11 protein-coding genes are annotated in these 13,798 nt (G+C 44.9%); 4 read left to right on the plus strand and 7 right to left on the minus strand.

All coding sequences use genetic code 11. The features are described 5' to 3' along the window. Positions 1-98 precede the first annotated feature (98 nt). The 3 genes from ABIE26_RS08470 to ABIE26_RS08480 are packed head-to-tail and all read left to right on the plus strand — an operon-like array spanning position 99 to position 2,368. Positions 99-371, plus strand: coding sequence for a hypothetical protein (locus ABIE26_RS08470; protein WP_310137973.1), 273 nt, complete (start codon positions 99-101; stop codon positions 369-371). Beyond that, a complete protein-coding gene (locus tag ABIE26_RS08475; RefSeq protein ID WP_310137972.1) occupies positions 371-1,045 on the plus strand; it encodes a response regulator transcription factor in 675 nt (224 codons plus the stop codon). The genes ABIE26_RS08470 and ABIE26_RS08475 overlap by 1 nt, the downstream gene beginning before the upstream one ends. Continuing rightward, a complete protein-coding gene (locus ABIE26_RS08480) occupies positions 1,046-2,368 on the plus strand; it encodes a sensor histidine kinase (RefSeq protein ID WP_310137969.1) in 1,323 nt (440 codons plus the stop codon). Here ABIE26_RS08480 and ABIE26_RS08485 read toward each other — a convergent pair. Beyond that, positions 2,363-2,797, minus strand: coding sequence for a PepSY-like domain-containing protein (locus ABIE26_RS08485; protein WP_310137965.1), 435 nt, complete (start codon positions 2,795-2,797; stop codon positions 2,363-2,365). The genes ABIE26_RS08480 and ABIE26_RS08485 overlap by 6 nt on opposite strands. Positions 2,798-2,944: 147 nt before the next feature. Here ABIE26_RS08485 and ABIE26_RS08490 point away from each other — a divergent pair, with 147 nt between their 5' ends. Next, complete coding sequence (locus ABIE26_RS08490; RefSeq protein ID WP_310137964.1) at positions 2,945-3,442, plus strand: hypothetical protein; 498 nt, start codon at positions 2,945-2,947, stop codon at positions 3,440-3,442. A gap of 15 nt (positions 3,443-3,457) precedes the next feature. Here ABIE26_RS08490 and ABIE26_RS08495 read toward each other — a convergent pair whose 3' ends face one another. The 6 genes from ABIE26_RS08495 to ABIE26_RS08520 form a co-directional block, all read right to left on the minus strand. Then, positions 3,458-5,596 carry a prolyl oligopeptidase family serine peptidase gene (locus tag ABIE26_RS08495; RefSeq protein ID WP_310137962.1) on the minus strand — a complete coding sequence of 713 codons (2,139 nt, stop codon included), beginning with the start codon at positions 5,594-5,596 and terminating at the stop codon, positions 3,458-3,460. A gap of 17 nt (positions 5,597-5,613) precedes the next feature. Next, the gene (locus tag ABIE26_RS08500) at positions 5,614-6,435 is read right to left on the minus strand and encodes a universal stress protein (protein ID WP_310137959.1); all 822 of its coding nucleotides are present in this window, start codon (positions 6,433-6,435) and stop codon (positions 5,614-5,616) included. 108 nt (positions 6,436-6,543) lie between these two features. Further along, positions 6,544-7,332, minus strand: coding sequence for a DUF3050 domain-containing protein (locus ABIE26_RS08505; protein ID WP_310137956.1), 789 nt, complete (start codon positions 7,330-7,332; stop codon positions 6,544-6,546). Positions 7,333-7,435: 103 nt separating this feature from the next. Beyond that, positions 7,436-9,115: a RagB/SusD family nutrient uptake outer membrane protein gene (locus ABIE26_RS08510; protein ID WP_310137953.1), complete on the minus strand. Its 1,680-nt coding sequence runs from the start codon at positions 9,113-9,115 to the stop codon at positions 7,436-7,438. A 19-nt stretch (positions 9,116-9,134) separates the two neighbouring features. Then, positions 9,135-12,536: a SusC/RagA family TonB-linked outer membrane protein gene (locus ABIE26_RS08515; protein ID WP_310137950.1), complete on the minus strand. Its 3,402-nt coding sequence runs from the start codon at positions 12,534-12,536 to the stop codon at positions 9,135-9,137. 177 nt (positions 12,537-12,713) lie between these two features. Then, the gene (locus tag ABIE26_RS08520; RefSeq protein WP_310137948.1) at positions 12,714-13,766 is read right to left on the minus strand and encodes a FecR family protein; all 1,053 of its coding nucleotides are present in this window, start codon (positions 13,764-13,766) and stop codon (positions 12,714-12,716) included. Between the last annotated feature and the right edge of the window lie 32 nt (positions 13,767-13,798).

The following is a 13,798-nucleotide window of genomic DNA, read 5'->3' on the forward strand; positions in this document are numbered from 1 at the left end:
TAATTACAGTGGCGCGGAAATTAAAACACACAAAGTTTTAAGTTGAGGGGGAATGTTAGTTTGCCTCGCAAGAGGCAAACTTTCTTTATATTTACAACATGAGCACGCTTCGTCTTTTATATTTATTTACTGTTGCCACCCTCCTCGCCTGGCTTCCATCTGGCACCTTTGCCGGCAACAAACACGCAACACCTTCATTTTCAATAGAAAACAACTGGCAGGATAGACGAGGCAAAAAACAGGAAAAAGGTAAAGAAGGCCGAAAAGAAGAGGTCAAAGAAGTCCCACAGTCAAGAAAACAAGGCAAGCCAGAAGAAGTAAAATCCGATAAGAGAGAAAAGCCTAAGGACAATAAAAGAAGGAATGACTAATGAAAGTGCTGATTGTTGAAGATGAAAAAACCATGGCCTATGAGATGAGGGATTTTCTGAAAAAAGCTTTTTATATCTGCGACCTGGCCCATAACATCAAAGACGGGCTCGAAAAGATGGAAATGAACAGTTACGATTTCATACTGCTCGATCTTGGGCTACCCGATGGCGACGGCCTTACCTTGTTGCCCAAAGCAAAAAAATATAATCCCGATGCAGCTTACATCATCCTTACCGCAAGAGGAAACCTCGAAGACCGCATTACAGGGCTCGACCTTGGGGCCGACGATTACCTGCCCAAACCATTCTCGCTCCTGGAACTGCAATCGAGAATGCAGGCCATAGCCAGGCGAAAATTTAATGTAAAAGAAGAATTACTGCCTTTAGGCGATTTTAAAATAGATCTTCAGAAAAGGCTCATCCTGTTTGAACAAAACCAGATTGAATTGTCAAGAAAAGAATTCGATATCCTGAGCTACCTCTTCCTGCACAGCAACAGGGTACTTACCAGGATGCAGCTGAGTGAACACATCTGGGGCACCTTTGCCGATGATGACTACGATTCCAATTATATAGATGCGCACATCAAGAACATCAGAAAAAAGCTCAATGCCTGGGCAGCTACAGATTTTCTGGAGACGGTACGCGGGGTTGGCTACAGAATAAAAAAATAAATGAAACTGTCGTCCAAACTGATCCTCTTCATCACCGGCTCAAAACTGGCCATAGTATTACTTTTTATTATCTCCCTGCCCTTCCTGGTCAATGAAATTGTCTCACAATACATTACCTATTCTTTACGCACACAGCAAGACAAAGTCATCAGGATCATTCATAAAAACGGAATAGATTATTACCTGCAGGGCGACAACAATTACGGCAGTTACACCATGCTGAAGGAAGAATACATTGCCCTCGAACCCGCAGCTGCCAACAGCAGGATAGACACCATAAAAACAGCCCGGCGTGTGGTTGAGCGCGATACCCTCAATTACCGCATCCTGATGCATACCTTTAATTTTGAGCATAAAAACTACCTGCTCGAAATCGGCAAAACCACCAGTAGCATCAATCAATACAGCAAGCCTTTACAGCGCATTGCATTGTACGTCCTGATGGGACTTATTGTGCTCAGCCTGCTGTTCGACCTGTTTTTCACGCGTGTGCTCATCCGCCCGCTTGGTAAAATCATCAAATCCAAACTGATCAACAGGAAATTTCCTTTTAAAGACCAGCCCAGCAAAGTACCTACCTCTACGCAGGATTTTAAATACCTTGATGAGTCATTGATCCTGCTCATGGAACAGATCAATGAAGCCTTCGAAAAGGAGCGTGAATTTACCGCCAATGCTTCGCATGAACTCATGACCCCCATCAGTATCCTGCAAAATAAGCTGGAAAATATGATGGGCGATGAGCAGCTCAACGACGATGCCGTCATGAAAATTGCTGACATGATGAAAACACTCGACCGGTTAAAAAAGATCTCCGGTTCCCTGCTGCTTATTTCCCGGATAGAGAATGAACAGTTTGTCAAATCAGACAACATTCAACCCGTACAGCTGTTAAACGAAGTAGCCGATGAAATCAGTCACCGGCTGGAAGAAAAAAAACTCAGCATCAACATTAACCTGAAAGCAAGCAAGACGATAAAAGGTGTAAACCACGATCTCCTATTCCAGTTGTTTTATAACCTGATCAATAATGCCATCAAATACAATGTAAACAATGGAAGTATCAGCATCAGCGACGAAGAATCCGGCAAGGGCCATTACACCATAACCATAAAAGACACCGGAATCGGAATCCCGCCAGAAGAACTTCCTTTCATTTTCGACCGTTTCAGAAAGGCCAACCTGGGCCAGAATGTTGGCTACGGACTGGGTCTTTCCATCGTAAAAAGCATTGCTTTATACCACGGCATCACCATTAATGTAAATTCAGAAGTACAAAAGGGAAGCACATTTGAACTCCACTTTCCCAAACCGTCCTTATAACACTTTATTTACAATCCTACCGTTTCGGTCAAGCACCAGGTTCTTCTCGGCAGTAAGGGTTTTCAGTTCTACTTTGTAAAAGAACTGCTTGCCCTCCTCATACCTGTCTGCATCATCAATCCAGTAACCTTTGTAATTTTGTTTTATGGTTCTTGAAACAGCTTCCGGAAGTTCCCGGCCCCTGATCTCTTCCTTATGTTTTACAATGGCACCCTTGCTGTTCAACCATACTTCATGGTCTCTTCTACCCAGGTCAAACTCCGCATTATACAAATTGCCTTTCATTTCCCATTCTACGTGTACCGCCTTAGGAAAAGCCTTATTAAATGAAGTCATTACGGCTGCAGGCACATCTTTCACGGCAATATCCTGTGGATGGCTCGCGGCCGAGAATAGCAGTCCAAGTGCTAATAATAATTGTTGTTTCATAAAAATTGATTTACGCTATTGAACTAACAAATAAAAGTGCATTTTGTTGCCTTGTATTTTGGTTTTTCTGTAACAAACGCTTTAATTTTGACTTGTGTGACCATATTTTTCAAATAGAATCAGATATTAGCAATTTCAAAACAGATTATGAAACGACTATTTTTTGCCTTCATCCTGAGTTTATTTTCAACAGTTGTTTTTGCTCAGGCACCAGCAGTACCCATTGTTGGGACTGATATGCCTTTAGCCGGCTTTTACCGTGCCGATGGTTCTGTATTTTCCACAGAACAGATTCCGAAAGGTACAAAATCCTTCATCATGCTGTTCGATGCTACCTGCGAACACTGTCAGAAAGTGATATCTAATTTTTCAAAACGGAGCAAGGAACTGGAGGGTGCCAATTTTTACCTCGTTTCGCAGGATGAATACCGTTCCATTAACTATTTTATGGACAATTTCGGCAAGCCGCTTAAAACCATGAAAAATGTTATGGTGCTGCAGGACCGCAACCGTATTTTTATTCCGCTGTTCCATCCCCAGCAATATCCTTCCATGTACCTGTATGGAAAAGACAAAAAGCTGGAACTTTATTCTGCCAATGAAAAGGATGTTCCACGTTTCATCAGCAGGGTAAAATCCAAATAAATGAAGCCCTGATCCTTAATTGCGGTATTTCAGTCCCATATTGTAAAACATAAAAGCCCAGCGATCGGCAATTTCCTCAATCGCCTTGTCTGTAGGCTTACCTGCACCATGCCCTGCATTGGTCTGAATGCTGATCAGAACCGGTGCATCCCCAGCCTGATCTTTTTGTAAGGTAGCCGCAAATTTAAACGAATGTGCTGGTACTACCCTATCGTCATGATCGGCCGTAGTAACCAAGGTCGCAGGGTATTTTACTCCTGGCTTTAAAGCATGTACGGGTGAATATTTGTATAAATATTCAAACATCTCCTTCGAATCTGCAGCTGTACCATAATCAAAGCTCCAGCCCGCGCCTGCAGTAAACTTATGGTAACGCAGCATATCCATTACACCCACCGCCGGAAAGGCCACTTTGAACAAATCAGGGCGCTGCGCCATCGTAGCACCAACCAATAGCCCTCCGTTAGAACCGCCCATACTGGCCAGGTAGTCACTGGAAGTATATTTATTGGCAATCAGATAGTCTGCCGCTGCGATAAAATCATCAAACACGTTCTGCTTCTGCAGCTTTGTTCCGGCAACATGCCATTGCTCTCCATACTCTCCTCCTCCCCGCAAATTGGCTACTGCATATACCCCGCCCTGATCCATCAATACAATATTCGCCGTACTGAATGCAGGGGTTAAGCTCACATTAAAGCCGCCGTAACCATACAACACCGTTGGGTTCTTACCATTCAGCACTATACCCTTTTTATAGGTGATGAGCATAGGCACCTTTGTGCCATCCTTCGAGGTATAAAAAACCTGTTTGGATTCATACGCAGCAGGATCAAAATCCACCCCTGATTTTTTATATACTTCCGATTTCCCGCTTGCTACGGTATACTTAAAAATGGTAGCCGGGTAAACATAGGAAGTGAAGGTATAATAAAGTGTTGCATCCTTTTCTTTACCAGAAAAACCACTTGCTGTACCAATCCCGGGCAGGCTGACCTGATGTTCCAGTTTTCCGTTCATGTCGTACTGCAATACCATAGAAACTGCATCTTTCAGGTAATTGGCAAACAGTTTTCCAGCACCTGTGCCGGGCTGCAATACATTAGCTGTCTCTGCAATCAGCACCTTCCAGTTTGCAGGTTTCGGATTTGCGGCATCAACAGTTACAATACGGCCATTTGGTGCCTCCAGATTGGTATAAATATAGAGTTTGCTGCCTTTATTACTGATGACACTGTGGTCTTTTTCAAAGTTATCTACCACGTTAACGATCGGTGCATTGGTTACCGACAGGTCCTGGATGTACAATTCATTTCCGGATGTAGAATTTGCAGCGGTGATGACCAGGTACCGCTCGTCTTCGGTTAGCCCCGCCCCTACATAACGTCTGGGCGTTTTGCTTCCGCCAAAAATCAACTGATCGGCCGTCTGGGGAGTACCCAGTTTATGGTAGTACAATTTATGCTGATCGGTCATGCCCGAAAGCTGGCTGCCATCTTTTGGTTTATCATAGCTGCTGTAATAAAAGCCTTCGTTCCCTTTCCAGGCAATACCCGAAAACTTTACATCTATAAGTGTCTGACCAACTACAGTTTTGTCTGATGCTTTTAAAACCACCACTTTGGTCCAGTCCGATCCGCCTTCTGAAAGCTGGTAAGCAAGTAAACTGCCATCTTTACTAAAACTGATGCCGGCCATAGCTGTGGTTGCATCTTTTGAAAAAGTATTGGGGTCCAGAAAAACTTCCGGCTCCGCACCATCTTTCTGGCGGTAAAGCACACTTTGGTTTTGCAGCCCTGTATTCTTATAAAAATAAGTGTAAGCACCTTCCTTAAATGGCTGTGAATATTTTTCGTAATTCATCAGATGGGTCAGCCTGTCCTTGATCTGGTTGCGGTAAGGGATCTGATCTATAAACTTACGGGTAACCGCATTCTGCGCATCTACCCAGGCTTTCGTTTCTGCAGAGCGGTCGTCCTCCAGCCAGCGGTAAGGATCGGCTACTTCAGTTCCAAAATAATTATCGGTTATTGCTGTTTTCTTGGTTTCAGGATAAGTCATTGCAGATTTTTGTGAGGGATTGTTCATTTGTGCCATGGTAAACAGCGGCGATAGTACGGCCATCGCAATCAGGCCTTTTGTGTTTTTTTTCATAGCAGGTGTTTTATATTTTATATAGGGATAGAAAGCAAAGGAATATGCAATCCCGAGGCCATCATCCTTGTTTTGCTCCGATGTACCAATGAGGCCCAGAAACCATATTTCTTGGGTACCATGATCAGCATATCGGCTCCAAATATCTCTATTTCCTTTTCAATTTCAGCTATAACGGCATAGGATTTCACATTTTTATAGTAATAACTGACCCCCTCCAACGCATCATCTATTGCATTGGTTGACAGTGGGTTTCCAGTTCCCGGCTTCAGTTCTTCCAGCACCTCATTTACACTAAAAACCTCCACTTCCGCATTCAGACTTAAAGCCAGTTCTTTAATTTGTGCCAGTACCTTTTCAGATACCCCGCTAAGCACATCACAGGCAAACAATACTTTCCTGGCACCCTCAAATCTGGCGCCCAGGGGTACCGCCAGCACAGGGAATTTCAGCTGTTTAATGGCCGAAGTAGTGGTATTGCCCCAAAGATCCTGCTCCAGGCTTTTTGTACGCATGCCCAAAACCACCAGACTGGCCTCATATTTCACCAACAATGCTTTAAGCTCATCCTCAACAAACGACAAAGCCGATTCATGACCTACCTCAATGTCGTAATCCAGAGAGAGCGCGAGCGCCCTTTCAATCAATCTGATTTCATTATCGCCCAGCAGTTTCTGAATACTGGAGGCAGGCAAAAGTGTATTGGCGGCATGTACCGGCATTTCAAATGAGTTAAAAAGGATCAGCCTGGCATTGCTATGTTTTGCTATAGCTGCCGCATATTCCACTGCGTTTTCCGCTACTTCCGAAAAGTCTGTCGCTACAATTATCGTCATCATTACTAATGGTTTTTGAGTCCGGTAAATCTAACCATAACCTTTTTCAATACGCGTTATCCAGGCCTGAAAGCGAGCTAATTTTACACTAAGATAACTGTAAAACCGGGGCTATTTCAAATCGGCATTACGGCGTAAAATGGCCTCATAAGCGCCGTCCCAAAGGTGTATCCTTTTTTGAAGTGCAGTGATACTGGCCTGCTCCGCTTCCTGCCAGCAGGCGGCATCGTCGCCACAAAGTTCGGCAGTCATGGCCAGGGCCAGATAGCTGTGGTGGTCACCGTCCACCTCTATGTGGCGGTCAAGATAATATTTAAAAAGTGACAGTTGCTCAGGGAATTTCTGGTTCAGGTCGTTTACAATAGACAGGAACATATTCGGGATCAGGTCTTCTCTGCCAAAAGTAAAAGTACTTGCCTGCAAATGCGCCTGGTTGCTCCGGATAATCTTAAAGGTAAAGTCTACAAAATCACGTGCATGTTCCGGACTTCCGGCGAGTTCAAAAGCTGTATGTAAATCGCCTTTGTTTTTCAGCGCAGTTAAGAAATTTCCTATTTCATCAGTCGATGCACCACATTGCTCCATGGCATCCAGGTACATCTCAAAATGACTTTTGCGTTGCCCCGTACTATCTATATCTGATTCCTCCCCGGCCACAATTTCGTTGATGAGGTACCTTGTGTTGGCCGACCCTACCGGAAACCAGGGAATGGTAGTGCAGGTCAGGTTAATCTGCAAAGCCTTTAAAATCGACATAAAGTCCCACACCGCATACACATGGTATTCCATAAAAATCCTAAGGTCTTCCACGCTGTTGATCAGCTCATAAACTTTGTGATTGATGATCTGCTGGCGTAATGGTTCAATATTGTCCTGTATTCTTTTAAGTGCTTCGCTCATAATTATGCAGCAAATTTAATCATATCCCTTTATTTTTTTCAACAAACCCTTTACTGAAATCATAAAAAGAGCTTGTTCATCGATTTGAACAAGCTCTTCTGTACTAATTGTATCCGTCGTTCTGCGACAGCTGAGGGTTCCTGGTACGCTCCTCCGCCGGAATAGGCCATAGATAATGACGCTTATCAAAAGTTCCGAGGGCAGGGTTTGTACCGCCATTCTTATTTGCGGTCCAGTATTTCACCATCTCATCGGCAAATACATCCCACCTGATCTGGTCCATATACATATGCCCCCATTCGAAGGCGAGTTCCCTGTAACGTTCTTCCCTTAAAAACTTACGCATCTTTGCCTGATCGGAAATGATCGTTTCTCCCCTTACCGTTTGCAAGGTTTGCAGCGTTGGCATCAGCACACTTGGGCGCTGTCTTACTTTATTGATGTAAACTGCTGCATCGGCTGTCCTATTCAGTTCAATCAATGTCTCCGCATACAACAGTAAGACATCCGCATAGCGGATCACGATCATGTTGCCCGGACTGTCGCCAGCAGTAAGGTCCAGCTTACCTATGATGTATTTCACCGTATTGTGGCCATTGTCTCCCGAATATTCCTGCAGGTACTTTACCCCGGTTTGTCCGGCGCGCGATTGAAATTCAGCGATATAAGGGGTATTTTCGTACCAAACGGTCCAGGCCAGTCGCGGATCGCGGTTGGCATAAGGTTGTGCCTGGTTAAATGCAGGATCGGCAGATTGGTAGTTAAATTTAAACCTGTAGGCAGGGCCTGATGCCGTACGGCTCACAAAAGTACTGCTTACGGTATAACCCGTTGTCGTCTCAAAAAGATCGGTATAGCTTTCTGTCGGGGTTACATAACCAAAACCTGCCGTAGAGATCTGCGACAATGTATTTGGCGCTGCAAAACGCACATAGGAATTTCCTTCCTTTACACCCCCATGGTACTGGATCTCAAATATCGATTCTTTACCATTCTCGGTCGAAGGCCAGAAAAGATCCAGGAATTTAGGCTCCAGGTCGTAATCCTTATCTACATTGATCACCTCATTTAATTTAGCTTCTGCCTCAGGCCATTTTTTCTCGTATACATAGATCTTACCCAGTAAGGATTTTGCCGCGCCCCTGCTGGCACGGCCAAGCAAAGGTTTGGTATTGCGGTATTCTGTTACTGAAGGCAAAAGTATTTCGGCTTGTTTAAGATCAGCAATTAAACGGGCAACAATCTCTGCTTTCGGATTACGCGGAACCAGCGCTTCCTCATATTTCTGTTCTTTAAGGATCAGAGGCACGTCTCCGTACAGGTAAGTCAGGTAAAAATAAGCCAGTGAGCGCAAAAACAAAGCTTCCCCTTTCAGGCGGTCGTGCGCCTTGGCCGTCATGGTTACTCCATCGGCATCGATACGGTCGAGCACCACATTTGCCCTGAAAACCACTTTGTACCAGGCAGCCCATAAAGTCTGGCCCATGGTCCAGCCTGCATTGATACCAAAAATACCATTGTCGTATTGTCCGAAACGGTTCTCCCCAAAACCTGCAAAAGGCGTAGCAATATCAGCCATAGGAAAAAAACTGAGTTCCCTGTCGGCCTGCAATGCATCGTAAATGCCGTTCACGGCATTGGTAAAATCGGCTTCAGTTTTATAGAAAGTCTCGGCCGAAAGGCTGTTCTTAGGATAAGAATCCAGAAAGCCCTTTTTGCAACTCTGCTGGCTCATCGCCATAAAAAGAACAACCAGCGCTATTGTATATTTAAATTTGTTCATGTCTTTTACGATTAAATGATTAAAAAACCAGACGGGCACCAATGGTGATCGATTTTGCAACCGGATAGGCATCTACCCCTCCCCGCGAATAAGCCTCCACACCCGATGGTTCCGAAGGCTTCATTTCCGGATCATAGCCAATAAAATCTGTCCAGGTAACCAAATTGGTAGCATTTACATACAAGCGCAGCGATTCTATCTTTAGCGGTGCCATCAGCTTTTTAGGGAAAGTATAGCCTAGCTGCAGATTCTTTACCCTCAGGTACGAAGCATCCTGAACCAGGAAACTACTCCATATCATATCTCCTTTTACAGCGCCGGCAGCCGGTGTAGTACCGCTGACTACGTTACCACTCGCATCCAGGATAGCCCTGTTGTCCCAGTAATATTTGTCGATATTGTTATTCTCTCCCTCGCCATTTCCACCAAAAACAGATTCAACCAGCATATCCTTGTCTTTCTCTCCCTGCAATAAAACAGACAGGTCCAGGCCTTTCCAGCCAAACTCAAAGTTAAAGCCGTAAACATATTTAGGAATATTGCTGCCGATCACAGTTTTATCAGCCTCTGTAATCAGGCCGTCACCCGTACGGTCTTTAAACCTCACCATACCCGGACGGTCGCCCGTCATGCGCGGGTTTGCAGCTACCTCTGCCGCAGTCCTCCAGATGCCATCGGCTTCATACCCCCAGTACGAATACAAAGGCAGGCCAACATCCGACTTTAACGGACCACTGATCAATGGCTTAACCCCACCCAGGTCAATCAGCTTATTTTTGTTGTGCGACAGGTTAACAGATGCGCCATAACTAAAATCGCCCTTTGTGTCCTGATACCTCAGCATCATTTCCCAGCCCTTGTTCTGCACTTCGCCAATGTTCACTACCGGACCAGATGTAAAACCTGCAGTAAAAGGAATGGTGGCATCCAGCAGCATATCTGTGGTACGCTTGTCGTAAATATCCCCTTCAAAGGTCAGGCGATCTTTAAAAAGCCCTATTTCGATCCCCAGGTCGGTAGAGGTTGTGGTTTCCCATTTCACCCGCTCATTGGCCATCTGCGTGGTATAATAAGCTGGCTGACGGGTCTGCGGATTGCCAAACACTGCACCGCCACGTACATCAATGGTGCTGATCCAGGAGTAAGCCGGGATGTTTGCATTTCCAAGCCGCCCCCAGCTACCACGGATCTTTAAATTACTGATGCCCTTTACATTTTTCATGAAAGGCTCTTCAGAAACCCTCCACCCGGCAGAAAAGGACGGGAATACCCCATACTGTCTGCCTGGTGCAAATACCGAAGAACCATCGCGGCGCACATTGGCCTGGAAAAGATACCTGCTGTTGTACGAATAGTTGATTCTTGCAAATTGTGAGATCAGGGAATATGGGCTCACAAAACCACCGTTTATGGCCCCCAGTGTATTACCGGCATCCAAAGCCCTCAGGTCTTCATTAGGAAAATCTGTTTTGGAGGCATCAAACTGATAGCCATCGCCTTTTTCAGCTGAAAAACCCAGTAAGGCATTCACACTGTGCTTGCCAAAAACCTTATCGTAGGTCAGCAAATTCTGTATCTCCCACACATAACTTTCCCTGGATACGTTACGCAGACTGGCTGTTGCACCCTGTGCAAGCGGATTAAGGTGTTCCAGGTCTGTAGGCGAATAAATGGCCCATTTTCCGGTCCACTCCTCATTAAAATTCTGTGTTACCGATCCGTTCACCGCCAGTTTGTACTTCAAACCCGGTATCAGGTCGGCCTCGGCAAACAGGTTCCCGAAAGTACGGTTGGTACGCGCATAATTATCCAGCATGTTGTTGGCAATAGAAGGCGTTTTCCAGGTGGTATTGGTAATAAAGGCCTCTCCAGGGTAGCCCGGACGCGGCGCTCCCGGCCATCCATCAGGGTTATAAGCAGGAATAGTAGGCGGCGCAGCGGTAATTCCGTTTAGCGCCGCCGGTTGAGAGGATGAAAATGCAGTAATGGTAGTAGCATAGCCAGAACGGATATAACTCATGTTTGCACCCACACGAATGCGCTTGCTTAGCTCCTGCTGGAAATTCATACGCACATTTGCCCTTTTAAAATCTGTTCCTATAATGGTACCTTTCTGGTTGATATAACCCAGACCAATAGCAAATTTTGTTTTCTCATTGCCTCCATTTACACCAATATGATAGTCCTGAACAGGTGCCGTACTGAATACATAGTCCGACCAGTCTGTCCATTCCGTAATGGTTTCCGGGGCCTGGGCATCAATCCAGAACGGCGATTTGCCATTATATATCCTGGCTTCGTTCTGGTGCCTGGCCCAGTCTGGTCCGTTCAGATAATTGGGTTGTTTGGTGAGCGACTGCCAGCCATATTCCGATTTAAACTCTACATTGGTTTTGCCTGCCTTACCCCGCTTTGTGGTTACCAGCAATACGCCATTTGCGGCCCTGGAACCATAAATTGCCGCCGCAGAAGCGTCCTTTAACACAGTAATGGATTCCACATCATCAGCATCCAGGTCGTTCGTACTGCCCACAAAACCATCTACCAGGACAAGCGGACTGTTCCCCGATTTTACGGAACCGACACCGCGCACCTTGATATCGGCACCGGCACCAGGCTGCCCGGAAGTCTGTGTAACCTGCACACCGCTCATCCGGCCCTGAACAGCCTGCCCAAGATTGGTAGAAGTAGCTTTATTCAGGTCGGCCGAACTTACGGTACCCACGGCACCGGTAAGGTCTGTCCGCTTAATCGTACCATAACCTACCACCACTACCTCCGAAAGGTCTTTAGACTGCTCTTCCAGCTGTACGTTGATGGTTTGACGTCCGTTGATGATCACTTCTTTCGTATTAAAGCCCATATAGGAAAAAACCAGTACCCCATCAGCAGCCGGTATGGTAATGCTGTATTTTCCGTTCGTATCCGTGGTGGTCCCCCCCTCAGTCCCTTTAAATTTGATGCTTACGCCAGGAATAGGTTGCCCGTCGGCGGCCGTAACCTGACCTTTAATTACCGTTTGCTGCCCGGCACTGCCGATTGCCGGTATTGCCGGAGCTGTTGCTTTGCTCAGGATAATCCTGTCGTTGATCACCTCGTAGGCAATACCTATAGGTTTGAGCAGCTTATTCAGTATACTTTCCAACCGCTCATCATTCGCTACTACAGATACTTCCTGATCTGATTCTATGATGTTGCGGCTATATACAAATTTCACATGGGCAAACCTTTCAATTTGCCGCAGGGTTTGACCTAAGGTCGAATTATCGATCTTAAATTTCACAGGCCGGTTTAACAGGGCCTGTGCTTTAATATTCTCGGCATAAGACATGCCGGTAAGTACTAAAGCTATGATCAGCTGACTCAGTGTGATCTTCATAATTCTACGCCAGTCAATGGAGTTTAGTAAATAAAAATTCATAAATTTGATTGTTTCGTTGGTTAAAAATGAGACAAAATGGCACCGTTCACCTATGCCCTACATAGGTGTTTATTTATGGTCCTTTATGATTAGGGGTGTTGCAAGCGCCCCTAATCTCCTTAAAAAATGTATCCTGTTTTTCTATTCATACTATTGGTTTAAAATTTGGTTAGCTGGTTATTTTTGTTGTTGTTTCAATAGGATATCTGCACCCTCAATACTATAGGTAATGTTCAGTGATTTTTCCATGATGAGCAGGATCTCTGGTAAACTCTGTCCTGAAAAATCTGCTTTCAGCACGTAATCGTTCAAGGCCTGATCGGTTGTTGTTATGTTTACGTTAAACTTTATATTAAGCACCTTTATGATCTCTTTTACAGTAATGTTATCAAACAATACATCCTCCTTTTTCCAGATGCTTACGGCTGAGTTCTGTGTAATTTTAGCCTTGCTTAATTTGTGCGATTCAGAATAAACTGCCTTCTGATCCGGCAATAACATCAACTCATCGGAAGGCTCTGCTAAACGCGCTTCTAAACGCTCTCCTGAACGCTCTTCTGAATGTTTATTGGGGCTTACGGAAACCTTACCTGTCAGCACCGCCACTTCGGTACTCCGGGTTTCAGAATTATAGGATATACTGAAACTGGTACCCCATACTTTAGTGATCAGCCCTCCGCTATAGATCACAAAAGGGTGCTTTTTATCTTTGGTTACTTCAAAGAAAGCATCCCCTTTCATCGATACTTTCCTGGTATCCTGTACAAAATTTTTACTGTACATAATCATGGCTAAAGGCCTCAGCCAGATTACACTTGAGTCTGGAAGGATATGTTTCTGTAACGTTGACGTTTTATTGTGAACCACAACAGGCGATATAATCTCCGCATTATCGTTTTTGCGCGTAAAGTATTTGGATTTAAAATCAGATTGGTATAAAACAATTCCCAGCACTACAATAAAAATTGCAGCTGCACTTACCACCCAGCTGTACAAAAGCGGTTTCATGCGATTGTTTCTGCGATCGGCCCCAATAGATTGAATATTTGTCCTGATGCGGCCAAGCATACGCATTTTGAGTTCCAGCTGTTCTTTCAGTTCCAGATCGATCAGCGGATCAGGTTCATTTTCGAAAGATGCATACCAGTTGTGCACATTCTCGATCTCCTCGGGTGTACAGTTCCCGCCAATATATTTACGGATAAGTTCCGGCGAAATATTCTTATTCATTGCAGGTCTATTATATTAGGTTATAATAGTAA

This window comes from Pedobacter africanus, from assembly GCF_040548825.1.
In the GTDB taxonomy this organism is placed as follows: Bacteria; Bacteroidota; Bacteroidia; order Sphingobacteriales; family Sphingobacteriaceae; genus Pedobacter; species Pedobacter africanus_A.